The 25,977-nt window shown below is 39.5% G+C and carries 26 protein-coding genes and 1 riboswitch; of the genes, 8 read left to right on the top strand and 18 right to left on the bottom strand.

The window, feature by feature from the left end; all coding sequences use genetic code 11:
- Window positions 1-34 precede the first annotated feature (34 nt).
- The 3 genes from EDC51_RS00705 to EDC51_RS00695 all read right to left on the bottom strand — a co-directional run bounded on the left by EDC51_RS00705 (window position 35) and on the right by EDC51_RS00695 (window position 3,019).
- A complete protein-coding gene (locus EDC51_RS00705; RefSeq protein ID WP_025289243.1) occupies window positions 35-1,624 on the bottom strand; it encodes an ABC transporter substrate-binding protein in 1,590 nt (529 codons plus the stop codon).
- A 193-nt stretch (window positions 1,625-1,817) separates the two neighbouring features.
- Complete coding sequence (rnhA, locus tag EDC51_RS00700; RefSeq protein ID WP_064318020.1) at window positions 1,818-2,276, bottom strand: ribonuclease HI; 459 nt, start codon at window positions 2,274-2,276, stop codon at window positions 1,818-1,820.
- 341 nt (window positions 2,277-2,617) lie between these two features.
- Window positions 2,618-3,019, bottom strand: a complete 402-nt coding sequence (locus tag EDC51_RS00695; protein WP_015432355.1) for an H-NS family histone-like protein — start codon at window positions 3,017-3,019, stop codon at window positions 2,618-2,620.
- A 220-nt stretch (window positions 3,020-3,239) separates the two neighbouring features.
- Window positions 3,240-3,408: riboswitch (Lysine riboswitch) on the top strand.
- Window positions 3,409-3,523: 115 nt separating this feature from the next.
- Between EDC51_RS00695 and EDC51_RS00690 the strand changes: the two genes are divergently transcribed.
- Window positions 3,524-5,068, top strand: a complete 1,545-nt coding sequence (locus EDC51_RS00690; RefSeq protein WP_131927897.1) for a Na+/H+ antiporter NhaC family protein — start codon at window positions 3,524-3,526, stop codon at window positions 5,066-5,068.
- A 90-nt stretch (window positions 5,069-5,158) separates the two neighbouring features.
- On the opposite strand, the gene radA is transcribed toward EDC51_RS00690, so the two are convergent.
- On the bottom strand, window positions 5,159-6,538 hold the full coding sequence (gene radA, locus EDC51_RS00685; protein WP_125135342.1) for a DNA repair protein RadA: 1,380 nt from the start codon (window positions 6,536-6,538) through the stop codon (window positions 5,159-5,161).
- 174 nt (window positions 6,539-6,712) lie between these two features.
- Between radA and ppdD the strand changes: the two genes are divergently transcribed.
- The 6 genes from ppdD to yacG are packed head-to-tail and all read left to right on the top strand — an operon-like array spanning window position 6,713 to window position 11,322.
- On the top strand, window positions 6,713-7,159 hold the full coding sequence (gene ppdD / locus EDC51_RS00680) for a prepilin peptidase-dependent pilin (protein ID WP_025267127.1): 447 nt from the start codon (window positions 6,713-6,715) through the stop codon (window positions 7,157-7,159).
- 58 nt (window positions 7,160-7,217) lie between these two features.
- Complete coding sequence (locus EDC51_RS00675) at window positions 7,218-8,615, top strand: GspE/PulE family protein (protein ID WP_131927896.1); 1,398 nt, start codon at window positions 7,218-7,220, stop codon at window positions 8,613-8,615.
- Window positions 8,608-9,804, top strand: coding sequence for a type II secretion system F family protein (locus EDC51_RS00670; protein ID WP_131927895.1), 1,197 nt, complete (start codon window positions 8,608-8,610; stop codon window positions 9,802-9,804). Before EDC51_RS00675 ends, EDC51_RS00670 begins: the two co-directional genes overlap by 8 nt.
- The gene (locus EDC51_RS00665; RefSeq protein ID WP_131927894.1) at window positions 9,801-10,466 is read left to right on the top strand and encodes a prepilin peptidase; all 666 of its coding nucleotides are present in this window, start codon (window positions 9,801-9,803) and stop codon (window positions 10,464-10,466) included. The genes EDC51_RS00670 and EDC51_RS00665 overlap by 4 nt, the downstream gene beginning before the upstream one ends.
- A gap of 29 nt (window positions 10,467-10,495) precedes the next feature.
- Window positions 10,496-11,113 carry a dephospho-CoA kinase gene (gene coaE, locus EDC51_RS00660; protein WP_131927893.1) on the top strand — a complete coding sequence of 206 codons (618 nt, stop codon included), beginning with the start codon at window positions 10,496-10,498 and terminating at the stop codon, window positions 11,111-11,113.
- A 2-nt stretch (window positions 11,114-11,115) separates the two neighbouring features.
- A complete protein-coding gene (gene yacG / locus EDC51_RS00655) occupies window positions 11,116-11,322 on the top strand; it encodes a DNA gyrase inhibitor YacG (protein WP_131927892.1) in 207 nt (68 codons plus the stop codon).
- A gap of 59 nt (window positions 11,323-11,381) precedes the next feature.
- On the opposite strand, the gene EDC51_RS00650 is transcribed toward yacG, so the two are convergent.
- The 8 genes from EDC51_RS00650 to EDC51_RS00615 form a co-directional block, all read right to left on the bottom strand.
- Complete coding sequence (locus tag EDC51_RS00650) at window positions 11,382-11,936, bottom strand: hypothetical protein (protein WP_025267130.1); 555 nt, start codon at window positions 11,934-11,936, stop codon at window positions 11,382-11,384.
- Window positions 11,937-12,070: 134 nt separating this feature from the next.
- A complete protein-coding gene (locus EDC51_RS00645) occupies window positions 12,071-13,255 on the bottom strand; it encodes an FAD-dependent monooxygenase (protein WP_131927891.1) in 1,185 nt (394 codons plus the stop codon).
- A 1-nt stretch (window position 13,256) separates the two neighbouring features.
- On the bottom strand, window positions 13,257-14,120 hold the full coding sequence (gene rapZ, locus EDC51_RS00640; protein ID WP_131927890.1) for an RNase adapter RapZ: 864 nt from the start codon (window positions 14,118-14,120) through the stop codon (window positions 13,257-13,259).
- Window positions 14,120-14,638 (bottom strand): PTS sugar transporter subunit IIA, encoded by a 519-nt coding sequence (locus EDC51_RS00635; RefSeq protein ID WP_015432342.1) that lies wholly within the window; start codon window positions 14,636-14,638, stop codon window positions 14,120-14,122. Before EDC51_RS00635 ends, rapZ begins: the two co-directional genes overlap by 1 nt.
- A 54-nt stretch (window positions 14,639-14,692) precedes the next feature.
- Window positions 14,693-15,418: an LPS export ABC transporter ATP-binding protein gene (lptB, locus tag EDC51_RS00630; RefSeq protein ID WP_025289234.1), complete on the bottom strand. Its 726-nt coding sequence runs from the start codon at window positions 15,416-15,418 to the stop codon at window positions 14,693-14,695.
- 9 nt (window positions 15,419-15,427) lie between these two features.
- Window positions 15,428-15,940 carry a lipopolysaccharide transport periplasmic protein LptA gene (gene lptA / locus EDC51_RS00625; protein ID WP_131927889.1) on the bottom strand — a complete coding sequence of 171 codons (513 nt, stop codon included), beginning with the start codon at window positions 15,938-15,940 and terminating at the stop codon, window positions 15,428-15,430.
- A 13-nt stretch (window positions 15,941-15,953) separates the two neighbouring features.
- The gene (lptC, locus tag EDC51_RS00620; RefSeq protein WP_131927888.1) at window positions 15,954-16,559 is read right to left on the bottom strand and encodes an LPS export ABC transporter periplasmic protein LptC; all 606 of its coding nucleotides are present in this window, start codon (window positions 16,557-16,559) and stop codon (window positions 15,954-15,956) included.
- Window positions 16,560-16,636: 77 nt separating this feature from the next.
- Window positions 16,637-17,248, bottom strand: a complete 612-nt coding sequence (locus tag EDC51_RS00615) for a SanA/YdcF family protein (protein WP_249038454.1) — start codon at window positions 17,246-17,248, stop codon at window positions 16,637-16,639.
- Window positions 17,249-17,513: 265 nt separating this feature from the next.
- Between EDC51_RS00615 and metX the strand changes: the two genes are divergently transcribed.
- On the top strand, window positions 17,514-18,638 hold the full coding sequence (gene metX, locus EDC51_RS00610) for a homoserine O-acetyltransferase MetX (RefSeq protein ID WP_282957647.1): 1,125 nt from the start codon (window positions 17,514-17,516) through the stop codon (window positions 18,636-18,638).
- A 17-nt stretch (window positions 18,639-18,655) separates the two neighbouring features.
- Here metX and recO read toward each other — a convergent pair whose 3' ends face one another.
- The 6 genes from recO to EDC51_RS00580 all read right to left on the bottom strand — a co-directional run bounded on the left by recO (window position 18,656) and on the right by EDC51_RS00580 (window position 25,856).
- Complete coding sequence (gene recO, locus EDC51_RS00605; protein ID WP_064318030.1) at window positions 18,656-19,378, bottom strand: DNA repair protein RecO; 723 nt, start codon at window positions 19,376-19,378, stop codon at window positions 18,656-18,658.
- A 51-nt stretch (window positions 19,379-19,429) separates the two neighbouring features.
- Window positions 19,430-20,329, bottom strand: coding sequence for a GTPase Era (era, locus tag EDC51_RS00600; protein ID WP_131927886.1), 900 nt, complete (start codon window positions 20,327-20,329; stop codon window positions 19,430-19,432).
- A gap of 289 nt (window positions 20,330-20,618) precedes the next feature.
- Window positions 20,619-21,290 (bottom strand): ribonuclease III, encoded by a 672-nt coding sequence (gene rnc / locus EDC51_RS00595; RefSeq protein WP_025289228.1) that lies wholly within the window; start codon window positions 21,288-21,290, stop codon window positions 20,619-20,621.
- A 48-nt stretch (window positions 21,291-21,338) separates the two neighbouring features.
- Window positions 21,339-22,301: a signal peptidase I gene (gene lepB, locus EDC51_RS00590; protein ID WP_131927885.1), complete on the bottom strand. Its 963-nt coding sequence runs from the start codon at window positions 22,299-22,301 to the stop codon at window positions 21,339-21,341.
- Between the two features lie 140 nt (window positions 22,302-22,441).
- The gene (lepA, locus tag EDC51_RS00585; protein WP_064318342.1) at window positions 22,442-24,235 is read right to left on the bottom strand and encodes a translation elongation factor 4; all 1,794 of its coding nucleotides are present in this window, start codon (window positions 24,233-24,235) and stop codon (window positions 22,442-22,444) included.
- A 172-nt stretch (window positions 24,236-24,407) separates the two neighbouring features.
- Entirely contained in the window at window positions 24,408-25,856 is a 1,449-nt protein-coding gene (locus tag EDC51_RS00580; protein ID WP_015432331.1) for an alanine/glycine:cation symporter family protein, read from the bottom strand.
- Between the last annotated feature and the right edge of the window lie 121 nt (window positions 25,857-25,977).

The raw sequence follows: 25,977 nt of genomic DNA, 5'->3' as shown, positions 1-25,977 counted from the left end.
TATTATCCTCTGCTGAATTATTCCCCTTTGCGGGTTATTTGCGGCTCACGCCTAAGAATGACATACCTGTGGTTGGTAAAGATTGGAAACCATCCAATACTTTATCATTCCAAGCTGTAGGTAGTTTACGATGAACAATTGGGTAAAGCGGAACTTCACGTGCAATGATATTAATCGCTTTCGTCCAAGCTTCTTTAGCTTCCTCTTTCGATTTAGCACGCACTGCTGCATCAAGTAATTCTTGAACTTCAGCATATTCTGCAGTTTCTGCCCAGCCAAAGCGTTTTTTCGGCCATACATCACCACGATACCACCAGCTTAATAGTAAGTCTAAGTCGTTACCGAATACTGATGGATCCCCCGGTGCTATCACTACTTCATATGCGCCTTTATCTACGTGCGCACCATATAATGCCCCTGATTGCAGATGTTTAAGGGTCACTTTAACTCCAGGGATTGCATTCCAAGACTCAAGAATGAGCGGCGCACATTCTTTGATCCAAGAGTGATCTGTTGCGAGTAATTCAAATTCTAATTTTTCAATGCCAGCTTCTTTTAATAGTGCTACCGCTTTTTCTTTATCGTAATCGTACTGGCTATCCGCTTTCACATAGTCAGGGTGAGTATCTTGCACATAAGAACTTGCCGCTTTTGCATTACCAAGAAAAACGATATCAATCAGCTTCTGTGTATCCATACCATAATGTAAAGCTTGACGTACCTTAACATTATCAAATGGCGCTTTTTGACAATTAAACATTAAGAACATTAAACCAAAAGATTGAACCGAATCTACTACACCTTTACGTTTTAGGCGTTCCGCATCAAGATATGGCACACTTTCAATCGCTTGTACACGACCTGACTCCTGAGCCGTGACTCGGGCTGCATCATCAGAAAGTAAGAACCATGTCATTTTTTCTACGGTTGCAGGATAAATGCCATTATATTTATCAAATGCTTCAAAGACGATACGGTCATCTTTCACTGCAGAAATAAATTTATATGGACCTGTGCCGACTGGATGAGCGTCAAACGCTTGCTGACCTTTTGCCTCAATGAGTGCTTTTGGCACAATTTTGACGATAGTTAAACGCTCTTTAAATAGTGCAAATGGATATTTGAGTTTAAATTCCACCACTTTATCGTCAATAGCTTTCACACTTTCAATAAATGGAATAAATTGTGCAAAAAGCGAAGCCTGTGCAGGATCGAGTACACGCTCAAAAGAATAAACAACATCTTCCGTTGTCACCGCATTACCATTATGGAATATCGCCCCTTCACGCAGTTCAATACGCCAAGTAGTATCATCAATTTGTTCTGGCTCTTTTGCTGCCAGTGCAAGATATGGTTGACGTGTTGCTGGATGTAAATCAACTAAACCTTCAAAAATATGTAAGTTAGCTGCTAAAGAGGAAGCGCCACTTGAAGTCAGAGGGTCAAACCCCGTAGAGATTGGGTAAGCAATCCCTGCTTCTATCGTTGAGCCTGCAACTGGTGCTGCAAAAGCATTTGGAGAAAATGTGCCTAATGTACCGCTAAAAGCGAAACCAGCACCAACCCCCGCCATTAGTTTCATAAAATGACGGCGAGATTCATTATGTTCGAAATGTTTAGTCATCATAGACTCCTTTGAGGTGTTGTAGTTTATTGTTCAATACAACTCAAACTGAACAATCGAATTTGAAGTGATTTAATCAAAAAGAAAACCCAAAATGGATTGAAATTATCATAGCACTAAGCAATACCAAGTCAATGATTTATCTCAATAACAAATTACATTTGTGATCTAGTTCACGAAATCAGAAAACGCCCTAAGTTTCATAGCCAGTATCATCTAAAGTAGGGCTATTTGCCCCTGCTTTAGCCAATTCATCACAAATCTCATTTTCTCTATGTCCAGAATGCCCTTTCACCCATCGCCACTCAATTTGGTGGCGCTGAATTTCATTATCTAGCGCTATCCACAAATCCTGATTCTTCACTGGTGTTTTATTACTTGTTTTCCAATTGTTCTTTTTCCAATTAAAAATCCACTTTTGGATGCCATTTTGCATATATTGGCTATCACTATGCAAAATCACATTACAAGGCTCTTTTAACAATGAAAGAGCTTCAATTACTGCCCGCAGTTCCATTCGATTGTTTGTGGTCAAATAATAGCCTTTGCTTAAGGTTTTTTCAGTCTGTTTATAACGTAATAAAATACCTATACCACCTTTACCAGGATTACCTAAACAAGAACCATCTGTAAAAATTTCAACTGTCTTCATACTTCTAAAAAACAAACGTGAGTATGTTACCCACGTTTTGTAAAATCTCTCTATTCTAGAGCACGCTCTAAGCTACGCTGTCCGTATAGTACCACAATTTTATTCCAAGCCACAAAGACATCTAGATTTCTCCTTAACACCTTGTTACAGATAGTAATAAGCACTACATTTATAATCTCGTTTAACACAAATGTCTATAAACATCATTAGAATAATGTGGATTATTAAAAGAAAAATTCACGTAATGAGAAAAGAAAAATAGTATTTAAATATAATGAATAAAGATATATTCTTTTGATATAAAAAAGAGAACTCATCGGAGCTCTCTTTTTAAACTAGAATTAGATTTCAAAATCTGATAAGGATTTACCTGCATCTAATGCGGCTTGTAATGCTTTTGGTGTACGACCTTGACCAGTCCAAGTTTTTTCATTGCCATTTTCATCAATGAATTTATATTTTGCTGGACGAGATTCGCGTTTTTTAGTGCTCATCTCTCCCCCACCTAATAAGAAAGCTAATTCTTCAATAGAAAGACCGTCTTGAGCAAGTAATTCTTTATATTTATTTAAGCCTTCTAAACGTTTTGCATTCTCAAGCTCCTGCGCTTTCAATGCTTCACGTTTTTCTTCAATTACAATCGCTAATTTCTCAGCAATACCTTCTAATGTCTCCAACGTATTATCACGAGCAAAAACACGTAAGCTACGAATATTGTTAAGTACTTTTAACATATCTGACATCTTAGTAATCTCCTATTATAAATTTAAAAGTCTATTTCAGTGATTCTGAAACACTAAATATATTAGCCTAATTATTTTCTGGGGTAAATAATTTAATTTTAAAATTTATCCTCTATTTTAATTTTCTTTCCAGAAAAATGCCATATTGCCAAATAGCCAAACATAATTTACAAGTTTCTATTGCAAAAATACCTATTTCAGGTAAGCTATCTACCGTCCTACAAATTGTAGAGGTGCGAATGCCATAAGTATTCCTTTAGAGCGGAAAGCGATGAAAAAGGCGGAAAGGGGTATTTGCCGAAATCGATTAAGCGTCATCTTAATCGGTTGGGGTCGTTACCGAAAGGAACGACACTGTCACAGCAACGCTGTGGAGTGCTACTGTTTAGGCTGGGTTTATTCATACCTCCCTTCCTTTTATACTTCTCTATTCGTATAAATTTATTCAGTAGATCTCTTTCTTTGTTTGACAAATCAATAACAAAAAACAATCTTAGAGGTTTTATGGAATTAGTAAATTATTCCACATCATTGTGGTCGGTTGTGCCTGCGTTACTTGCATTATTATTAGCAATTGTTACACGCAAGGTACTTATCTCGCTGAGTCTCGGCATTCTTGCTGGTGCATTTATGCTCAATGCAGGTAATCCATTAGATGCGATAAGTTATCTCATCAAGAAAGTCATTGGCTTAGTTTATGATGATGGTATTGATTTTGATAACGTCAATATCGTTCTTTTCTTAATCTTACTCGGCATTTTAACAGCTTTATTGAGTATTTCGGGCAGTAATCAAGCCTTTGCGAATTGGGCAAGAAAACGAATTAAAGATAGACGGGGCGCAAAGCTAATGGCAGCATGTTTGGTATTCGTTACTTTTATTGACGATTACTTCCATAGCCTTGCTGTCGGTGCTATTGCGCGTCCTGTGACCGATAAATTTCACGTTTCTAGAGCGAAACTGGCTTATATTCTAGACTCAACTGCTGCACCAATGTGTGTGATGATGCCTGTTTCTAGTTGGGGAGCTTATATTATTACTCTCATCGCAGGATTACTCACTACTTATGGCATTACAGGCTATACACCACTGGGCGCATTTATTGAAATGAGTTTAATGAATTTCTATGCGATCTTCTCTATCGTAATGGTATTCTTTGTCGCTTATTTTTCATTTGATTTAGGTTCAATGGCACGATTTGAGCAACAAGCATTACAGCAAGCACATCATGAAGATACTCAAAATGACGAAGTGCCTATCGGACGCATGCGTAATCTCGTATTACCTATGCTAACATTAATTGCCTCAACCGTTGCCATGATGCTCTATACTGGAGGACAAGCTTTAGCTTCTGATGACAAAGCTTTCTCTATTCTAGGTGCCTTTGAAAATACTACTGTTGGGATCTCATTAGTCGTTGGTGGGATAAGTGCTATTGTTGTCGCAACACTTTGCATTCTCTTAAGCATTGGCCCTAAAATCAGTGTTGTGGATTACTTCAAGTCTTACGTAATTGGCGTAAAATCTATGCTTGGCGCAATCACAATTCTCTTCTTTGCTTGGACTATCAATGGCATTGTAAAAGATATGCAGACAGGAACTTACCTTTCTACCTTAGTAGCTGGTACATTAAACCCTGCTTTCTTACCTGCAATCTTATTTGTGCTTGGGGCATTTATGGCATTCTCAACTGGCACAAGTTGGGGAACCTTTGGCATTATGTTACCAATTGCAGCAGCAATGGCAGCCAATGCAGAACCCGCACTACTGTTACCAAGCCTTTCGGCAGTAATGGCTGGAGCTGTATGCGGCGACCACTGTTCTCCAATTTCGGATACAACGATTCTGTCCTCAACGGGGGCTCAATGTAACCATATGGACCATGTTACTTCACAACTACCTTATGCATTGACTATCGCAACGGCAACTGTTGTTGGTTATCTAGTCCTTGGATTTACCCTTTCAGCGCCGCTTGCCTTTGTAGTAACAGCAGTGGTTTTAGCAGGATTAATCCTCATTTTTAAAGCTCGCAAAAAAGCAAGCGCTTAATTTTCTACTAAAAAGTACAAAGCCAGATTAAGAAAACAATCTGGCTTTTAGCTTGGGTTATTAGTCATTCAAATTTGTTACTAACAGCCCCTAAAGATTCGCAACAATATCCAACGCATCACTTAGCTTTTTCACACCAAGCACTTCCATCCCCTTAATTGATTTCTTTGGTATGTTTCCAGCAGGGACAATCGCGCGCTTAAATCCATGTTTTGCGGCTTCACTAATACGCTCTTGTCCACTTGGTACTGGGCGGATTTCGCCTGCTAGCCCTACTTCGCCAAAAACCACCAGATCATGAGGCAATGGTCGGTTACGAAAACTAGAAAGCAAGGCTAACAGCAGGGCTAAATCTGCACTAGTTTCAGTCACTTTTACTCCGCCAACGACATTGACAAATACATCTTGATCGGACATTTGTAAGCCACCATGACGATGCAAAACAGCGAGCAATAGAGATAAACGATTCTGCTCTAATCCCACTGCAACTCGGCGAGGATTGGCAAGCATAGAGTGATCAACTAATGCCTGAATTTCCACTAATAATGGACGTGTTCCTTCCCAAAGCACCATAACTGAACTGCCAGAAGTTTGTTCTTCACTTCGACTTAAGAAAATCGCTGATGGATTTTTCACTTCACGTAAACCTTGCTCAGTCATAGCAAACACACCGAGTTCATTCACTGCACCAAAACGGTTCTTATGACTACGCAAGGTTCTAAAACGACTATCTGCTTCTCCTTCTAGCAATAATGATGCATCAATGGCATGTTCTAACACTTTTGGACCTGCTAAGGTGCCATCTTTCGTCACATGTCCAACCATAATAATCGCTACTTGACGGGTTTTCGCATAACGAGTTAAAAAAGAAGCACATTCTCGCACCTGTGCAACACTCCCTGGAGAAGATTGAATATCAGCAAGATGCATGACCTGAATAGAATCAATAACCATCAATTTGGGTTTTTCCTGATCTGCAAGATTACAAATATGCTCAACAGAGGTTTCTGAAAGCATCTTCAAATGCTCGGTTGGCAACCCCAAACGATTTGCTCGCATGGCAACCTGTTGTAATGACTCTTCACCTGTTACATAGAGTGTTGGCAATCTTGATGACAAGCCACACATAACTTGGAGTAATAAAGTGCTTTTTCCTGCCCCGGGATGCCCGCCAATTAAAATTGCACTTCCAGGTACAATCCCTCCGCCTAATACTCGATCTAGTTCATTAAAGCCACTGCTAAACCTTGGTACTTCCTGCAAGCTGATCTCTGAAAGCGTTTGTACCTTACCAGAAGTTTGCCCCGCGTAGCCACTAAAGCGAGCACCTTTGGTTTCTTGTTTTGACGAAATTAACCGTACTTCACTAATCGTATTCCATGCTAAACAAGCACGACATTGCCCCATCCATTTTGAATACTCTTCGCCACAATCACTACATACATAAGCGGTTTTCGGTGCTTTTGCCATTCCTTTACTCCATCAAAAAATTTCGCAAATATTAACAAAATAGTGTATAAATGAACAGGACTCTTTCTATTTTTGGGATGGCGATCCCAAAAAGCATTTTTACTGTTCGCAATTTTTTGCCAATTTTGCAAACTATTAGTGCGTAAATTTTACGTTCAGCCAAAAGGATATGCTATGAAAATTTCTAACTTTCGCCCACTTCAAAAGGGCTTTACTTTAATTGAACTCATGATCGTGATTGCGATCATTGCGATTCTCGCTACTATCGCGATTCCATCTTATACCAACTATACTCAAAAAGCGGCTCTCTCTGAAATGTTACGTGCTTCTGCCTCTTACAAATCAGATGTGGAAATTTGTATTTATAACACAGGGGCTACTACCAACTGCTCCGCAGGATCAAATGGAATTCAAGCTGCGAAAACAGAGAGTAGTGATACAAAATATTTGAAATCAGTCTCTGTCACTAATGGCATTATTAATGTTGAAGGTAAAGGCAGCCTTGATGGATATAGCTATACCATGACACCTAAATTTGCTAACAACAATATTACTTGGTCAGTCAATTGCACTGGAGCAGACACAGGCTTATTCCCTGCTAATTTCTGTAGTTCGGAATAACACGACTTGAATCATACAAACAAGGGGGAACGCCCCTTGTTATCACCAAGGAAAACCTATGTCTAAATACACCATCTGCGCACTCAACTCATCAACCCAGTTTGAAATCAGTGAACGACAATGGCAAAAAAACTGCGATGAAAAGCAACTACTACGCCGTTATCTTGCTATGCCTCTGCAGGAAAATGAGCAGAAAATCTGGCTGGCGCTTGATGATGAAAATAATCTAAATGCTTGTGAAATTTTTACTTTTCTCACGCATAAACAGGTTGAACCTGTATTAGTTGAAAGCGAGGAATTGAAATTTTTACTTAATCAGTTATCCCCTGAAAATGAGGTAGCAATAGACTTTGATGAATTTCAAACTCTACATATCGATGAGCAAACATTCTCTGACGGACTTGATTTTAATGATCCGATTATTCGCACTCTAGATAATCTATTTAAATTCTGTTTACAGAAAAATGCTTCTGATATTCACATTGAGCCCCATAAACAGCATTTAATGATTCGTCTGCGTATTGATGGTGTACTCCAACTTTATAAAACCTTACCCACCCATTTTTCAAGTCGTTTACTTTCTCGTCTGAAACTATTAGCCAAACTAGATATCAGTGAAAATCGTTTACCACAAGATGGACAGTTTAGCTTTACTACCGAACTGAATGAAATCTTAGATTTTCGTGTTTCTACCCTACCTGTGCAATATGGTGAAAAAATGGTTCTGCGCTTACAAAAAAATAAACCTACTCACTTGGATTTTCTCTCGCTCGGTTTTACCCAAGCGCAACAAGAGAAACTGCTCAATGCTTTAAAACAACCTCAAGGAATGATTCTCGTAACAGGCCCAACTGGGAGTGGTAAAAGTATTACGCTCTATAGTGCATTGAATTATTTAAACCAAAGCGATAAGCATATTCTTACTGCTGAAGATCCTATTGAAATTGAGATCGAAGGCTTAATTCAAACACAAGTAAACCACGCTATTCAACTTGATTTTAGCCGGCTATTACGTACATTTCTCCGCCAAGATCCAGATATTATTATGCTGGGAGAAATTCGAGATGAAGAGAGCGCCGAAATTGCATTACGAGCAGCACAAACAGGCCATCTAGTGCTTTCTACTTTACATACAAATGATGCGCCCTCAGCGATTGAACGCCTAAATCAACTCGGTATTAAAGACTATGAAATAAAAAATTCACTGTTATTAGTGATTGCTCAACGTTTGGTTCGCCTTATTTGCCCTAAATGCAAGGGCAAAGGTTGCCAAGAATGTTATCAAGGCTACAAAGGACGAATAGGCGTATTTCAACTTTTCTCTCGTGTTGCAGAACAGTTTGAAAAATCAACCGCTTGCTTAGACTATCCCACATTACAGGAAAGCGCAAAGCACAAATTAGCTGAAAATCTAACCGACTTGCATGAAATTGAACGGGTATTTGGCCATGTTTAACGTTTATGAATTTCGTTGGCAAGCACGTGATCGTTTTGGGCAAAAACAATCTGGTAAACAGCTTGCTGAAAGCACGCAACAACTTGAGCAACGCTTGCAACAGCAGGGCTTCAGTCATATTCGCATTCAGCGGAATTTTGTTTTACCACAACAACCAAAATCAAGTGAAATTACACAATTTTTACAGCAATTTGCTCTGCTGGCTAACGCAACTATTCCGCTAAAACTCAGCTTAACAATGCTGTTAGAAAACTGCCAAAACAGCAAAATATATTTGTGGCTAAGAGCTGTTATTCAGCAACTTGAAAATGGCTTCTCTCTTGCTCAATCCTTTGAAAATACGGGGAAATTTCTTACACAGCAAGAAATACAGCTCATTAAAATTGGCGAACAAAGTGGCGAGCTCAATAAGATTTTAAGCAATATCTCACAAAATCGTCAACGTAGTGAACAACTCAATAAAAAACTCAAAAAAATTTTATTTTATCCCATCATGATCTTGTTCATTTCCATTAGCTTATCTGTACTTCTTCTATTATTTATCGTTCCTAAATTCGCAGAGCTTTATGATGCTAAAAACAGAGAGCTACCGTTAATGACAAAGATTCTCTTCTACTTGTCAGATTTTTTACAACACCACTTTATTGCACTACTCATTTCCATTATAAGTTTAAGCTTGTTACTGTATTTTATTAGTAAAAAAACTCAAATTCTTACCCGCTTGAAAGCTCAGATTCTTTCTATTCTACCACTGTTTAAGCAAATCCATTTACAGGCTCGTTTAGTCTTTGTCTGCTACAACTGTGGATTAATGCTGCAAGCACACTTACGTCTTGACAGCGTACTTGATAGTTTTATCTCAGCCAAAAGCAACGATCCTATTTTATCCCCCGAACTTTCTAAAACATTAGCACGCTTAAAGCAAGGCTATAGGCTCTCTGACTGCTTACCTGCCCATTTATTTCCAAATGAAGTATTACAAATGATAAAGGTAGGTGAACAAAGTGGGAAACTGGCCGAGATGTTATTACAAGTGAGTGAAATTTATCGCCAAAAATTAGAATATCAAATTGACTTACTTTCACAAATGCTAGAGCCGCTGTTAATGCTCGTGATAGGATTCATTGTCGGTACTATTTTAATCGGTTTATATCTACCTATTTTTGATATGGGAGCAATGATTGAATGATAATTCCCTTGAGTTTGCTTGCTGCATTCTGGTTTCAACGGGCGCTACATAGGTTCTATCGTCATTTAAATTACCAGATCTATAGCGATTTCAGTCAGCTATACCCACTGACTCTTAGCTTTGATAAATTTTTACAGCAGTCAAAAATTCAGCCACTGCACCACTCAGCGGGGCACCGATTTTTCTTGCTCTGCCCTATCGCTTCACTCTGCTTATTCCACGCCCCAATACCATTACAGATCATTACACTATTATTGATCTATCTTGCGTTGCTTGACTATCATTACTCCCTCACTGATAGCCGTTATATCGGGTTAATTTTTTGGCTTGCATTCATTTATTTGCTCTTTTATACCCCTGAAAATTTACAGGAAAACATTCTCAATTTATTGATTACCTCTACCTTTTTTATTGGATTTGCTGTGGTTACTCAGCTCATCTACCAAAAAGAAATGTTTGGCTTTGGCGATGTCATGTTATTGATTGCGATCGCACCATTGTTTAATTTTGAGCAAATGATTACGCTCATTTTAGGCGCATCTATCGCAGGTTTAGGTTTTGCACTTGCCTATTTTTGCAAATTTAAATACAAAATCGACCGCTTGCCCTTTATTCCATTTATCAGCCTTTCGACATTTTTTCTCTTTATTGTTAAACTCTAGAGTCTGTTGATAAGAAAACGGAACGTGCCATGACATACATTGTAGGTTTAACAGGTGGTATCGGCAGTGGTAAATCAACCATTGCTGACTATTTTGCCCAATTAGGCGTACCAATTATTGATGCAGATATTGTCGCGCGAGAAGTCGTAGAAAAAAGTTCGCCTCTTTTAACACAAATTGTCGAACATTTTGGCTCTCAGATCCTAACCACGCAGGGGGAACTCGATCGCACAAAGTTACGACAAATTGTATTTCATAATGAAACTGAGAAACAATGGCTCAATAATCTGCTCCACCCCGCCATTCGTACTGAAATGCTACATCAGCTAGCACAGGTTCATTTCCCTTATGCAATTTGGGTTGTACCACTATTAATAGAAAATAATTTAACTGCGTACTGTGATCGTATTTTAGTGATCGATGTTCAGCCTGATATTCAACTAAAACGAGCAGTACAACGCGATAATAACCGCATCGAAACAATCAAAAATATCATTAAAGCACAAGTCAGCCGAGAAGAGCGTCTTAAACATGCCCATGATATTATTGAAAATAATCTGCCGATTGCGGATAACGCTAAAAAACTGAAAGAACAAGTGAATGCACTGCACCAATATTATTTAGCGAAAGCTCAACATAAGGAATAACAATGAAAGTAAACTGCCCGACTTGTAAAGCCGAAGTAATTTGGTCTGAAGAGAGTAAATACCGTCCATTTTGCAGCGATCGCTGTCGTTTAATTGATTTAGGCGAATGGGCAAGCGAAAGCCGCAGTATCGCTGGTAGCTCTGATGATTTAATGACGGAAGATTTAGAACTCCAAATAAAATTGAAAGAGATGGAAAATCACAATTAAGCTGAAGAGCAGATAAAACAAATAAAGCCAAGAGAAAATCTTGGCTTTATATTTATTGCTTATTTTGCATCCGCAGCTGGTGCTGTTGGCATCAAACGTTGTTGTAACTGTAATTGAAGCTGTTGTAATTCTTGACCAGCTTTAATCAACACTTGGCTTTTTTCTTGAATCACCTGTTGTGCTTCAGCAGTTGGATTTGCCATCACTTTTACCGATTCAGTAATTAAATCATTAGATAGCGTTAAAGTTTCTTTCGTTTTTGCTTTGAATTGAGAAACTGCTTCACTTTTCACTTCTACAGCATCTAAGCTACTTAATACTTCTGCTACTTTAGTGGTAAATACTTTTAATGACTCTTCAATTTTGGCTTTGTCGCCTGTTGCAATAGTTTCTTGTAACGCGGCTTGCGACTCTGCTAAAGCGGCCTCTTGTGCTTGATTCCATTCCACGATTTTTTGAAAATCAGCAACTTCTTGTTGATCAACTGCTTGAGTAACTTGAGCTTGCGCTGCTTCAGCTTTTGGTGCTTCCGCAGTTTTTTCAGCTGGTTTATCACAAGCGGTTAAGAAAAGAGCAAATAATGCAGCTGCACTAATTTTGGTAAATTTGTTCATTTGAACAGTCCTTTATGAAGATAAATAAAAATAAGCCTTATTTTATCGCATAAGGCTCGCTAATTACTTCGCCTAAGACAGAGATTTAGACAATTTGTTCAACCTCTATACTTAAACGAGCAAAAAACACTCGGTTAAACACCAATAGCTTGTTCAATCAAGAATTTTTTCAACAAACTATTCTGATTTGTTGCAGACATACCTATGCCTCGAACCAATTTTTTTAATGGATTATCACCACTGAATAACTGTTTAATTCCTTCCATTGCGGTAAGTAATTTTACTGCCTCAACCTTTCGCATTCGTTCAAATTGGCGTAAATGACGATATTCACCGATATCATGACTAAGCTGCAAATGCACTTGAATTTCTTTCGCTAATAACATTGCATCCGCAAAACCCAAATTTACCCCTAAACCAGCCAATGGGTGAATAGTGTGTGCGGCATCGCCAACTAAAGCCACTCGAGAACGTGCAAAATCCCGCGCATAACGCGCAACAAGCGGATAAATTGCACGAGAACTTTGCAAAGAACAAAGTCCAAGACGATTATCAAAAGCAATACTTAACGCTTGATTAAATTGCATTTCATCACATTCTACAAGCTGTTTCGCTTTATTTGGTGGTAATGACCAAACAATAGAGCAGAGATTTTGATCAGGTAATGGTAAAAAAGCCAAAATACTGTCTGGTGCAAAAATTTGTCGTGCTGTTTTTTCGTGTTTTTCAGCCGTTTGTACATTACATACCAAAGCAGAATGCTGATAATCGCGGCTGACTAGCGGAATTTTAGCTTGCTGGCGCACCCAAGAAGTTGCACCATCCGCGCCAATCACTAATTTGGTCGATAACATTTCGCCATTTTCTAAAGTAAGAAAAGCGCCATTTTCACTAATCCCTAATGTTTTAGGTTGAGTTAAAATGATCTCAACATTGGCTTGCTGACTCACTTTTTGCCATAAAGCTGCTTGAATTTGATTATTCTCAATAATAAAACCAAGCTGATCCAACCCTAGCTGGCGAATTACGGGATCATGATTATCAAAACAGATTTTAGCAAAACTGTCCCTTTCCCATACCGACATTTTATCGTAAGCCGATAAACGCTCTTCAGGAATCAGTTGCCATGCACCTATGACTTGTAACATTTGTTGGCTGGCACGATTAATGGCGCTCACACGGTTACTGATTTCTGCCTCATAAACCTGCGGTACATGCTGTTCAATAATCTTAATTTGGCAATCTGTTTTAGCCAGCAAACCTGCAACGGCAAGCCCGACCATTCCGCCACCAACAATCACAATATCTGCTGTTTTCATTTTAACTTTTCTTATTATGATGTTTCTCTAAACTGCGATGACGCACCTGTACTTTTTTATCGCGACTAGCAAAGTATTTGGCTATTTGCTCTGCAATAAAAACCGAACGATGTTTGCCACCAGTACAACCAATTGCAATCGTCAAATAACTACGATTATTTTTCTCTAAAGCAGGCAACCACATTTCTAAATAACTGCGAGTGTGGTAAATAAAATTATGCACCTCAGCATGTTGCTCAAGAAATGCGATAACAGGTTGATCAAGCCCTGTCATTGGACGTAATTCAACATTCCAATGTGGATTAGGTAAGAAACGCACATCAAATACATAATCCGCATCTGCCGGAACACCATATTTAAAGCCAAAAGATTCCACAATAATTTGGAGCACTTTTTCTGAAGAACCTCGTAATAATTCACGCAGTTGTTCTGCCAGAGAGTGAGAAGAAAGATGTGTGGTATCAATAATATAATTTGCTTGTTGCACTAATAGTTCAAGCAAACGAGTTTCTAAATCAATCGCGCTTTCTAAAGATAAATCTTGACTAGAGAGAGGGTGTAAGCGACGAGAATCGCTATAGCGACGAATTAAGCTGTTTCGCTCACATTCTAAGAAGATAATTTTCGTTGAAATACACTGAGGTAAGCTATGTAAAATAGACTCAAACTCTCGTGCATTTTCTGGAAAATTACGAATATCTAAGCTAACCACTACCGATTTATCCGTTTTCATTGCATATTCGGTAAGCTGTGGTATTAACGGCAAAGGGATATTATCCACACAATAATATCCCACATCTTCTAATGCTCGTAAGGCAACTGATTTTCCAGATCCTGAACGGCCGCTAATAATAATGAGTTCCATCAGTTTTCACTCTCATTCTGTTGAATTTCACTACGATCTAAAATTTGCCAAATATCGTCCGCGCTTTCAGCCGCCCGTAGCTGTTTGAGCAATGCTTTATCACCGAGCAATTGCGCAATTTCTGGCAATTTATTTTTATATTCGCCACAACAATCTTCAGGAAAGAGTAACGCATAAATTAAATCAACATGTTTATTATCACTTGCCTCAAACTCTATCGGTTCTTCAAGTTTCAAAAAAACTGCCACAGGTTTTGGCAAGCTCGCACAGCTATTTTCTGGTAGTTTTGCATGCGGTAAAGCAACCCCTTGATTGATCCCTGTTGAACCGAGCTTTTCCCGTTTAAATAGGTTCGTAAAGCAAGCCACTGGGCATAGATTTTGCCCTGTTTCACTATCTTGTTGCTGATTAAGATAATCCGCAACTACTTCACCCACTAGCTCTAACGCACGTTTTTTGCTGGAAACAGCCACGCCAAGCCGAATATTTTCCGGCGTTAAAAATTCCGTTAATTTCATTTGTATTAGAAGCAGTGCTTTTGCAAAAAAATTGCAAAAAATAACCGCTTGTTCTTAAAGTTTAAACTGATCGCCTAAATAAACGCGTTTTACATCAGCATTATCTAGTACCTGCTGTGGCGTACCACTCGCTATCATCTGCCCACTACCAACAATATAGGCGCGCTCACACACATCTAGGGTTTCACGCACATTGTGATCGGTAATCAAAACCCCTAAGCCTCGCTCTTTTAGGTTCACAATAATCTTTTTAATATCGATCACAGAAATAGGATCAACCCCTGCAAAAGGCTCATCAAGCAGGATAAACTGAGGATTGGCCGCTAGTGCTCGTGCGATCTCAACGCGACGACGCTCACCGCCAGAAAGAGATTGCCCCAAGCTATTACGAATATGCTCAATATGAAATTCGCTAATCAGCTCGTCTGCCCGTGCCTTACGTTGCTGCTCATTCAGATCCTTACGGATTTGTAGCACCGCCATTAAGTTGTCATACACACTCAAACGACGAAAAATAGAGGCTTCTTGCGGTAAATAGCCAATACCTTGCTTAGCGCGATCATGCATTGGCAGGACACTAATATCTTGCTCATCAATACGAATTGTTCCGTGATCATGACGTACAAGCCCAACAACCATATAGAAAGAAGTTGTCTTCCCTGCCCCATTCGGACCAAGCAAACCGACAATTTCCCCCGCTTTGACATTAAAACTGACATCTTTAACCACTTGACGACCGCTATAACTTTTCGCCAAATGTTCTGCATAAAGCGTTGGCATACTTTCTACCTATTTTTTCTTACTTGTTTTACTATTCTGTAATTGTGTTGGATATAACACTGTTTTCACGCGTGTTTTTCCACTACTACTTGCTTTTAATTGCTGTTTTTTCACGTCATAAGTGATTTTTTCAGCTCGAATGGCACTGCTTTCTTGTCTTAGCTCAGCATTACCACTCAGCACTAAAAATTCCGTCGCTAAATCATAATGCACTTTGTTACCTTTCCCACGTACCGGCTTACCATTATCCAAGGTTTGTTGGAATGTTACCGGAGAACCTGAAGCATCAATGACTTCTTTTTTGCCCTCTTGGCGTGTGATGGTTACTTTGGCAGCATTCACTTTAATTGAACCTTGTGTGATCACAACATTATCACTAAAAATAACGACATTGCTTTCCATATCAAGCGATTGACTACCAGACTCAATATTAATTGGCTGATCAGTATCCCCTTTCAACGCCAATGTAGCGCTACTCATGCCTAGTAATGAGCAAAAGAGTACAGATTTCATTAATTTCATACTTTCATCTACCTTAATTTTTATGTTCAGTTCGCCCACTGTTATTTGGAATAACCGTTGGTTCAATATAGGTTTTAACATCTTGAAGTAAAGTTGCAGCCTGCTTTTTTAGGTTACCTGTCAGACCTTTCCCAGTTGAGCTAAAGCCCAATCCTGTTGATTTAACCACACTTTCTGAAAAAATATCTTGAGTCGTTAAATCAACCGTTACGGCATCAGTCTCTATTTGTTGTAAACGCGAACTTTTATCTAAGCTCTCTATTTTTACATTGCCACGCAAAAACAGCATTTTTTCTTTGGTAATTTCAGCACTATCTGCGCTAACCTTCCACTGTTTTAAGTGAGTCTCTTTACCAAAAAGCTCCAATAACGGTTTTAAAAACTCCGTGCGTTCGTTACTTTCATAACGTTTGATTTCATCTGCGGATGCAAAGTACTGTGGTAAACCTTTATCATCATAAACCATGGTTTCCATTCGGTTACCAGTATATTCAGGTTCGCCATCTTTTTTAATTAACTGAGATAGCCCTGCTTGCTCATTTTCTTGATAAAGATAGTAAGCCCAACTCGCTAGCCCCAAGGTAATCAAAATTAAAAGTAAATTTAAACGTCTATTCATACTAGGGGATATCCCTAATTTGTAAGCTAAAAACAGCATGCGATCATAGCACAAATTATGCTGTGATTACGAAAATTCTAACTTTCCGCCGACTTTTTCGACGGCAATGCATTGATCTTAGAGGGTTCTAAGCTTGTTGGCTCAACACCGAACAATAAATAAAGCGCCATCCCTGCCCGCGCAAAAAATTCACGGATACGAACTTTATAATGTTCTGAAGGATATTCGGCAGCATAACAAATAGCATCAATGCCCTTTACTTTGGCAATAAATAATGCTCGTTCACAGTGGAATTGTTGCGAAATAATTGTAAAAGGTTCTAGCTCAAACACTTTAGCAGCACGAACGACAGAATCTAACGTGTTATACCCCGCATAATCTTGCTTAATATCTGCTTGCGGAATCCCCATTTTGACTAAATCCTGTGTCATCATTCTAGGCTCATTATAATATGGTGTCTTATTATCGCCACTCACTAACAAATAATGACTTTTTTGTGCTTCATATAAGTATTTTGCCGCTTGTAAGCGATATTTATAATAAAGATTGGGCGAACCGCTAAGATAAAATTTCGCCGTCCCGAGCACTACAGTATGCTCACGGTAAGGTAAATCTGTTAATTTCTTATATACCCTATCTCGCACTAAATAACTTGTTCCCACATCAATCACAATCAAGATGAGCAACATTAAGACAAGTAATAGCCCTGTTGCTTTGAGCACAAAGCTGACAAGGCTAGAACAAGATTGCTGCCTAGGATGGCATTGTGATATGTATTTCGAGTGCATAAATAAATCATAGATATAGAAAACTGGATAAGCATAACTAAGCTAAGTAAAATTGCAAGTAAAGAAATTTTAGCCGTTTATCATTCTAGACGTTTAGACTTCTAAAATTCCTTGACAAGCTACGCCATCACCGCTAAGTTACTCCGCATTATTTTAACAAGCGGTTATTTTCGCAGAAAATTTTGCAAACACAGGAACGGCAATGGCACAATCCCTGACACTTTTTCAAGACACCCCGTTGAAATTAGCTTTAGGCGGCGAGCTTTCACCTATTCAAGTAGCCTATCAGACTTACGGAACACTTAATCAGGATAAAAGTAATGTTGTACTACTCTGCCATGCATTAACAGGTGATGCCGAACCCTATTATGCACCACCTGCGGATAAAGGTTGGTGGCAGGATTTTATTGGCGCAGGTTTGGCATTCGACACCAATAAATACTTTTTTATTTGTTCAAATGTACTAGGTGGTTGTAAAGGTACTACAGGGCCCTCTTCTATTAATCCACAAACAGGCAAAGCTTATGGGAGTCTATTCCCAATTATTACAGTACAAGATATTGTTGCGGTACAAAAAGCGTTAATGGACAAACTTGGTATTCCTCATCTCCACGCAGTTGCCGGGGGATCATTTGGCGGAATGCAAGCAACACAATGGGGCATCAGTTATCCGGAATTTGTCGATAATATTATCAACCTCTGCTCTTCTCTCACCCTCAGTGCAGAAGCTATTGGGTTTAACCATGTGATGCGTCAGGCTGTCATTAATGATCCCAATTTTAACCACGGTGATTATTATGATGGCACACCACCTAGCGATGGTTTAAAACTTGCCCGCATGCTCGGTATGCTCACCTATCGAACCAATGTTCAATTAGCCCGAGCTTTTGGTCGAGAGACAAAACAGCATGGTTTAATCTGGGGTGATCACTTCCAAGTGGAATCCTATTTAAGCTACCAAGGTGTAAAATTTTTAGATCGCTTTGATGCTAACTCCTACCTACGCTTATTAAGAGCCTTAGATTTATACGATCCTGCCTTAGGTTTTTCGAGTGAACAAGAAGCACTTTCTCGAATTAAAGCCCACTATACTTTAGTCGGAGTAACCAGTGATCAGCTTTTTAAACAGATTGATGTACAAAAAAGCTGCCAACGCTTAGAAAAAGCAGGTGTAGTTGTCGATTACTATGAATTCCATTCCGATTTCGGACATGATGCGTTCTTAGTGGATTACCCATTTTTTGAAGCCATGATTCGTAAAGGTCTAGGGAGCGTTGAGGATTCAAACTAATTAGCACAGAGAAACGCCTAAGTTGCTTTTACTTTATTTGGCAAAATAGATTGAAAGAGCTCACGACTCTTTAAAGGTGTATTACCTAAAAAGCGTTTCAGCGCAATCCGTGTAAAGCGCTTAGCAGCTTGCTGCGTCTCTTTTTGAGAAAAATCCAGTTCAGAAAATGCCAATAATTCTTTCCCTAAAAAGGTGTGATTATTCTGTAAAAGCGAAGCGATAAAACCTTCATTTTCGTAGAATTGATAAGTCATTGTTGGCGAAATGGGTTCGCCCGTTGCAGCACAATTTGTAAAATTTAAGCCATAACCAACCGCTTGTAGCAGCTTAAATTCGAAGGTTCTTAAGGTAGGCTCAAGGCTATCTGCATGACTTGCTAGATCAAGCATACATTTGAAATAGTCTTGGAAAAGTTCTGGATATGCTGTATGGTTTTCAAGAATACGAGATAAAAGCTCATTTACATAGAAACCACTATATAGTGCATGTGTATTCATCGGCAATGCCAAGGAAGCAGATTCTGCCTTGGTAAGGATCTTCAATTCCCCTTTACCTGTCCAGCGTAATAGCAAAGGCGTGAAGGGCTGTAATACCGCTTTTAATGGCGAACGTGCTCGTCTAGCCCCTTTGGCTAACAACGTTATCCGCCCGTGCTCTTCAGTAAAAAAATCTACCAATAAGCTAGTTTCGCTATACTCTCGGCGATGTAATACGAAACCTCGCTGCCACTGTTCATGCATATGTATTCCTAGAAAAATAAACTTGTAAGCTAACTTACAAGTTTATTATCACTATTCATCAATATAACCCAAGCTTCTTAACGCTCGTTCATCATCAGCCCATCCCGCTTTGACTTTAACCCAAAGCTCTAAATGTACTTTGTTATCAAATAGACGTTCCATATCCGCACGGGCTTCAGTACCAATGGTTTTGATCTTCTGTCCTTTATTACCAATCACCATTTTTTTCTGCCCGTCACGTTCTACTAAAATCAAACCATTGATTTCATAAGTGCCACGTTCATTCACTTTGAATTGCTCAATTTCAACCGTTACTGAATATGGCAGTTCATCGCCCATAAAACGCATCAGTTTTTCACGGATAATTTCCGATGCCATAAAACGTTGTGAACGATCGGTAACGTATTCTTCAGGATAGTGGTGGATACCTTCACGTAAATTTTCACGCACTAACTTTTCCAAGATCTGCACATTATTCCCTTTTTGAGCTGAAATCGGCACAATATCCTTGAATGGGAATTTTTGGCTAAGCTCAGTGATGTGTGGCAACAATTCTTCTTTTTCTTTGATATTGTCCACTTTATTAATCGCCAACACGACAGGGGCTTTAGTAGAACGAAGTTTGTTTAGCACCATTTCATCATCATCTGTCCATTTTGTGCCTTCCACTACAAAAATCACCATATCCACATCGCCAATCGCACTACTCGCAGCTCGGTTCATCAAACGGTTAATTGCACGTTTTTCTTCAATGTGTAGTCCTGGAGTATCCACATAAATTTCTTGGTATGCTCCTTCGGTTTTAATTCCTAAAATACGGTGGCGAGTAGTTTGTGCCTTACGGGAAGTGATGGAAATTTTCTGCCCTAAAATTTTATTGAGCAGGGTTGATTTGCCGACATTTGGTCTGCCGACAATGGCGATAAAGCCACAGTAGGTTTTGGTTGTCATTGTTGTTCTCTTTTTTAATTCGGTTTGGTGTAAAAATCTATATCGGGGGTTTTATTGTTTGAGCCAACGTAGTTGGCGAGTTTACAAATTTTCCGTTAAGAAAATCGCAACAAAGGGCGGATAAGCAATTTTGCTCGGGTCGCCTTTCTTTTGGTTACTTTTCTTTACTCGCTACGCTCGCACTTCGTGCCATCGGCAAAGCCGATGTTCAAACGCAAAGCGTTTGTGGCGAAGCAAAGAAAAGTAACAAGGTAATATCGGAGTGAGATCTTAATTTTAGCGTTAAAACCTATTTTACCCCTAACTTCCCTATCACCTGCTCTGCCGCATTCTGTTCTGCTTTACGGCGGCTTGTCCCAACGCCCACAAATATCTCATCTAAATTCTGCACTTTACAGCTGACTTTAAACGTTTGATTGTGCGCCTCGCCTTTAATATCAATCACTTCATATTCTGGGAGTGGCATTTTTCTGCTCTGTAAAAACTCTTGCAGACGAGTTTTAGGATCTTTTTGCGCTTCGCCGGGTTGCATTTGAGCCAGCAGAGCCTTATACCATTCAATGGTTCGCTCCATCGCTTTATCCATGCCACTATCAAGGAAAATCGCCGCAATGATCGCTTCAACGCAGTCAGAAAGAATCGATTCTCGGCGGTGTCCTCCGCTTTTCATTTCACCTGCACCTAATTTGAGATACTCGCCCAAATCAAATTGACGAGCAATGATGGCAAGCGTCTGCTCCTTCACTAATGCAGCTCGCATCCGGCTTAATTCCCCCTCATTCGATTTAGGAAATTTTTCAAATAAGGCTTTACCGATCGTAAAATTCAAAATGGAATCGCCTAGGAACTCTAAACGCTCATTATTTTTCGCAGCGGCACTACGGTGAGTTAAGGCTTGTTTTAGGTAATCCACATTGGCGAATTGATAGCCAATTTTTTTCTGTAATCGTTCTAATTGCATAAGTGTTATTTAAGGATTGGGGCGAATAATTATCCGCCCCTGTATTTATTATTTAATCGTGGTAAACATTCTATTAAAGCGTAATCCCGTTGGGAATTCATTGGCTTTTTTATCTAAGCTTAACCAAATAAAAGTGGCTTTACCGACCATATTTTTCTCAGGAACAAAGCCCCAGAAACGGCTATCTTCACTATTATCACGGTTATCTCCCATCATAAAGTAATGCCCTTCAGGTACCACCCATTCACCTGCGTTCTGCCCTTCTTGTTTAAAGAAATAAGGCGCATAATTGAATGCCTGTGGATTATTTAAAATCTGATGCGTTACGCTGCCTTGTTCAGTACGCTCTATTTGCATATCGCCATGATAGAAAAACTCAGGATTTGCTTTACCTTCACTATACTGGAAAGTAAGCACTTCGCCCGTATCACCTCGTGTCACTGTCAATTCTTGGCTACGGAAATCATATTTCACCTTATCGCCACTTACACCTACAACTCTTTTAATGTAATCAATATGTGGTTGTTTTGGTGCTTTAAATACTGCCACATCACCGCGTTGCGGTTTGCCTATCGGAATAATGGTATTTTGAAAAATCGGATCTTTAATCCCATACGCATATTTTTCCACCACTAAAAAATCGCCCACACGCAAAGTTGGCTCCATTGAACCGCTTGGGATTTGAAATGGCTCAAAAATAAAAGAGCGAATAATCGTGATAATAAATAACACACCAAAAAGTGAAGCAAAAAATTCGCCGAGGGCTGAACGAGGTTGAATTTGAGCAATTTCTTCATCGTTTAACGCTCTGCCTAATTTTTTCTCCTCTCGGACAATTTTAGCTTTACGGCGCGGATCTGCACTAAATTTATAGAATGCCCAGAAACTACCACAAATAACGACTAAACCAACTAGAATAATCGAAATCGTATTTGGTAACTGCATGTCATCTAATACTTTCCAAATACCATAAAGCCCTGCAATAAAAATAATGGTTAAAAGATTGCCCATTTTTTCTCCTGAAATCATTGTAGGGGCGAATGACATTCGCCCTATTCGTATTTAAATCTTGGGCGAATATAATTCGCCTCTACAAGCGGTTAATTTGAACGAAAAATTTGCAAAAAATTCAATTATTTTGACCGCTTGCATTAGTCTTTCCCAACGTGCAAAATCGCTAAGAATGCTTCTTGTGGTACTTCCACGTTACCGAGCGATTTCATTCGTTTTTTACCTTCTTTCTGTTTCTGTAACAGTTTTTTCTTACGGCTTACGTCCCCACCATAACATTTCGCTAACACGTTTTTGCGAAGTTGTTTTACGGTTGAACGGGCAATGATTTGGTTGCCGATTGCCGCTTGGATTGCGATGTCAAATTGTTGGCGTGGAATTAACTCTTTCATTTTTTCCACTAATTCACGACCACGATACATCGCATTCGCGCGGTGTACAATTAACGCAAGGGCATCTACACGATCACCGTTAATCATAATATCCACACGCACCATATCATCTGCTTGGAAACGTTTAAAACCATAATCCAAAGACGCATAACCACGAGAGGTGGATTTCAAACGGTCAAAGAAGTCTAATACAACTTCACCCATTGGGATTTCGTAGGTTAAAGCCACTTGATTGCCGTGATACACCATATTGGTTTGCACCCCACGTTTTTCCACACAAAGGGTAATCACATTGCCGAGATATTCTTGTGGCACCAGCATATTACATTCTGCAATCGGCTCACGAATTTCCGCAATGTTACTGATTGGCGGTAATTTTGACGGGCTATCCACATAAACGATCTCGCCATTAGTTTGCACCACTTCGTAAATTACGGTTGGAGCGGTGGTAATTAAATCCAAGTCGTATTCACGCTCTAAACGCTCTTGGATAATTTCCATGTGCAACAAACCTAAGAAGCCACAACGGAAACCAAAGCCGAGTGCGGTTGAGTTTTCTGGCTCATAGAAAAGTGAGGCATCATTTAGGCTCAATTTACCTAAGGCATCACGGAAGGCTTCGTAATCGTCCGATGAAATTGGGAATAATCCTGCGTAAACCTGTGGTTTAACCTTTTTAAAACCCGGTAACACTTCAGTCGCTGAATTGTGGTGATGGGTTAAGGTATCGCCCACTGGTGCACCTAAAATATCTTTAATCGCACAAACCACCCAACCTACTTCGCCTGTTTTCAGTTCAGTGGTATCCACTTGTTTCGGCGTGAAAATACCAAGACGATCTACGTTATAAGACTGTCCTGTGGACATCACTTTGATCTTATCGCCTTTTTTGATCACACCATTTTTCACACGCACCAACGATACCACGCCTAAGTAGTTATCAAACCACGAGTCAATAATCAATGCTTGCAACGGTGCATCAGGAGAGCCTTCTGGTGCAGGAATTTTATGCACAATGTCTTCTAATACATCTTCAATCCCTACGCCTGTTTTTGCTGAACAACGCACCGCATCAATCGCATCAATCCCAACAATATCTTCAATCTCTTCGGCGACACGCTCAGGCTCTGCCGCTGGCAAGTCAATTTTGTTTAAAATTGGCACAACCTCTAAATCCATCTCAATAGCGGTATAGCAGTTGGCGAGTGTTTGAGCTTCTACGCCTTGCCCTGCGTCCACTACCAATAATGCTCCTTCACAAGCTGCCAAAGAACGGGAAACTTCGTAAGAGAAGTCCACGTGTCCCGGTGTGTCAATGAAATTAAGTTGATAGGTTTCACCATCTTTGGCTTTATAGTTAAGTGTTACACTTTGCGCTTTGATCGTAATCCCACGCTCTTTTTCCAAATCCATTGAATCAAGTACCTGCTCTTGCATTTCACGGTCGGATAAACCGCCACAGGTTTGAATTAAACGGTCAGAAAGGGTGGATTTGCCGTGGTCAATGTGGGCAATAATCGAAAAGTTACGAATGTTCTTCATGTTCATCGGGCAGAAATTGTCCTGTTTCAGTCGTTGTCGTTGTAAGAAAAAATAATCGGCGGATTTTACCTGAAATTGAGCCAAAAAGAAAAAGAAAGCGGTCTGTTTTCCGTAGAATTTTGCAAAAAATTCAAGAAAACAGACCGCTTACTCGCTATTTATCCGTTAGTGCTTAATCTCTACTTTTCCATATTTCAGGATCAACACCACGTTTGATTAACTCTGGATGTACCGTCACATCAAATACAGGCTGTTCAACACCAGCTCGAACTTGTTTCATATAATCTTTTAAGATGACCCAAACAATTGGCGCAAGAATAATAATTGCCACCAAATTAATCATCGCCATCGATGCCATTACTGTATCCGCAAAATCCCACACAATACCGCCACTACGCACAGCACCGAAATATACAAAGAAAAGTACAACTAATCGGAATGCTAACACAAAACCTGGTTTATTGCGGATATAGCGGATATTGGTCTCTGCATAAGCATAGTTACCGATAATAGAACTATAGCAGAAAAGTAATAATACAAACGCTAAGAAATGTAAGCCAAACTCACCTAAGTGGAATTCTAATGCTTTTTGCGTTAATGATACACCACGTAAACTTTCACCACCGTAATCATTTGACATTAAAATAATAATCGCAGTACAAGTACAGACTACGATAGTATCTACAAATACCCCAAGCATTTGGATTAAACCTTGGCTTGCTGGGTGTTTTGCATCCGAGGCTGCCGCAGAGTTTGGTGCCGACCCCATACCGGCTTCATTTGAAAATAAGCCTCGTTTAACACCAAGTAGCATTGCTTTAGAGAAAATTGCCCCAAACATACCGCCAGCCATCGCTGAGAAATCAAATGCATCGCGTACAATTAAGCTTAAAATTTCAGGCACTCGACCAATGTTCATCCCTAAAATTATTACTGCAATAATAAGGTAGAAAGACGCCATCGTTGGTACAATTTTTGAAGCAACTTGGCCGATACGTTTTACCCCACCAAAAATAATTAATGCGGTTAAAGCAACGAGTACGATACCAACATAATTCGCATTCCATCCCCAAGCATTGCTTGATGCTTCAACAATAGAATTTGCCTGCACAGCATTGAATGCAAAGCCAAAAGTAAAAATAAGTGTAGTCGCAAATGCCACAGCTAACCAGTGCGCTTTCAAACCTTTAGTAATATAGTAAGCTGGACCACCACGGAACATACCATCGGGATCTCGAATTTTAAATGCTTGGGCAAGAGAAGATTCAGCAAAAGCACTGCTCATTCCAATTAATGCAGTAATCCACATCCAGAAGACGGCACCCGGCCCACCAAGCGCGATTGCTGTGGCAACTCCACCGATATTACCAACCCCAACACGACTGGCAAGTCCCGTTGCAAAGGCTTGGAAAGGCGTCAATGCGCTACCATCCGAAGAGCGGCCAGACCACATTTCACGCAAACTACGTGGAAGCAAACGCAGTTGCACTAAGCCCGTAGTCACCGTAAAAAATAAGCCTACGCCTAAAAGCGTAATAACGGTAATATCCCAAAGTGGACCATCTAGGGTGTTTACAACCCAAGTGAGGATGCTTTCAAAGAATGTAACAATACTCTCCATAAAAATCCTTATTAAAAATTAAACGAAAGCTGCCATTGTAATGATTTTTTAACATTTGAGAAGTTTTTTAATTGTCTTTATAAAAAAAAATAATTGGGCGATTCGTGTATAAAAGTCTGAC

It is taken from the genome of Bibersteinia trehalosi (assembly GCF_004346205.1).
Taxonomy (GTDB): domain Bacteria; phylum Pseudomonadota; class Gammaproteobacteria; order Enterobacterales; family Pasteurellaceae; genus Bibersteinia; species Bibersteinia trehalosi.
The sequence above is the reverse complement of the archived record's forward strand: the minus strand, read 5'-3'. Positions and strand labels throughout refer to the sequence as shown.

Excerpts from the sequence above, each read along its gene's own strand:
- rapZ (WP_131927890.1), bottom strand. The coding sequence starts at position 14,120 with ATGGAACTCATTATTATTAGCGGCCGTTCAGGATCTGGAAAATCAGTT.
- EDC51_RS00705 (WP_025289243.1), bottom strand. The coding sequence starts at position 1,624 with ATGACTAAACATTTCGAACATAATGAATCTCGCCGTCATTTTATGAAA.
- EDC51_RS00695 (WP_015432355.1), bottom strand. The coding sequence starts at position 3,019 with ATGTCAGATATGTTAAAAGTACTTAACAATATTCGTAGCTTACGTGTT.
- EDC51_RS00645 (WP_131927891.1), bottom strand. The coding sequence starts at position 13,255 with ATGAAAACAGCAGATATTGTGATTGTTGGTGGCGGAATGGTCGGGCTT.
- EDC51_RS00690 (WP_131927897.1), top strand. The coding sequence starts at position 3,524 with ATGGAATTAGTAAATTATTCCACATCATTGTGGTCGGTTGTGCCTGCG.
- coaE (WP_131927893.1), top strand. The coding sequence starts at position 10,496 with ATGACATACATTGTAGGTTTAACAGGTGGTATCGGCAGTGGTAAATCA.
- EDC51_RS00635 (WP_015432342.1), bottom strand. The coding sequence starts at position 14,638 with ATGAAATTAACGGAATTTTTAACGCCGGAAAATATTCGGCTTGGCGTG.
- EDC51_RS00650 (WP_025267130.1), bottom strand. The coding sequence starts at position 11,936 with ATGAACAAATTTACCAAAATTAGTGCAGCTGCATTATTTGCTCTTTTC.
- EDC51_RS00665 (WP_131927894.1), top strand. The coding sequence starts at position 9,801 with ATGATAATTCCCTTGAGTTTGCTTGCTGCATTCTGGTTTCAACGGGCG.
- era (WP_131927886.1), bottom strand. The coding sequence starts at position 20,329 with ATGACAACCAAAACCTACTGTGGCTTTATCGCCATTGTCGGCAGACCA.
- lptA (WP_131927889.1), bottom strand. The coding sequence starts at position 15,940 with ATGAAATTAATGAAATCTGTACTCTTTTGCTCATTACTAGGCATGAGT.
- EDC51_RS00675 (WP_131927896.1), top strand. The coding sequence starts at position 7,218 with ATGTCTAAATACACCATCTGCGCACTCAACTCATCAACCCAGTTTGAA.
- EDC51_RS00615 (WP_249038454.1), bottom strand. The coding sequence starts at position 17,248 with ATGTTGCTCATCTTGATTGTGATTGATGTGGGAACAAGTTATTTAGTG.
- ppdD (WP_025267127.1), top strand. The coding sequence starts at position 6,713 with ATGAAAATTTCTAACTTTCGCCCACTTCAAAAGGGCTTTACTTTAATT.
- lepB (WP_131927885.1), bottom strand. The coding sequence starts at position 22,301 with ATGGGCAATCTTTTAACCATTATTTTTATTGCAGGGCTTTATGGTATT.
- rnhA (WP_064318020.1), bottom strand. The coding sequence starts at position 2,276 with ATGAAGACAGTTGAAATTTTTACAGATGGTTCTTGTTTAGGTAATCCT.
- EDC51_RS00670 (WP_131927895.1), top strand. The coding sequence starts at position 8,608 with ATGTTTAACGTTTATGAATTTCGTTGGCAAGCACGTGATCGTTTTGGG.
- lepA (WP_064318342.1), bottom strand. The coding sequence starts at position 24,235 with ATGAAGAACATTCGTAACTTTTCGATTATTGCCCACATTGACCACGGC.
- recO (WP_064318030.1), bottom strand. The coding sequence starts at position 19,378 with ATGCATGAACAGTGGCAGCGAGGTTTCGTATTACATCGCCGAGAGTAT.
- radA (WP_125135342.1), bottom strand. The coding sequence starts at position 6,538 with ATGGCAAAAGCACCGAAAACCGCTTATGTATGTAGTGATTGTGGCGAA.
- lptB (WP_025289234.1), bottom strand. The coding sequence starts at position 15,418 with ATGCCAACGCTTTATGCAGAACATTTGGCGAAAAGTTATAGCGGTCGT.
- lptC (WP_131927888.1), bottom strand. The coding sequence starts at position 16,559 with ATGAATAGACGTTTAAATTTACTTTTAATTTTGATTACCTTGGGGCTA.
- rnc (WP_025289228.1), bottom strand. The coding sequence starts at position 21,290 with ATGCAATTAGAACGATTACAGAAAAAAATTGGCTATCAATTCGCCAAT.
- EDC51_RS00580 (WP_015432331.1), bottom strand. The coding sequence starts at position 25,856 with ATGGAGAGTATTGTTACATTCTTTGAAAGCATCCTCACTTGGGTTGTA.
- yacG (WP_131927892.1), top strand. The coding sequence starts at position 11,116 with ATGAAAGTAAACTGCCCGACTTGTAAAGCCGAAGTAATTTGGTCTGAA.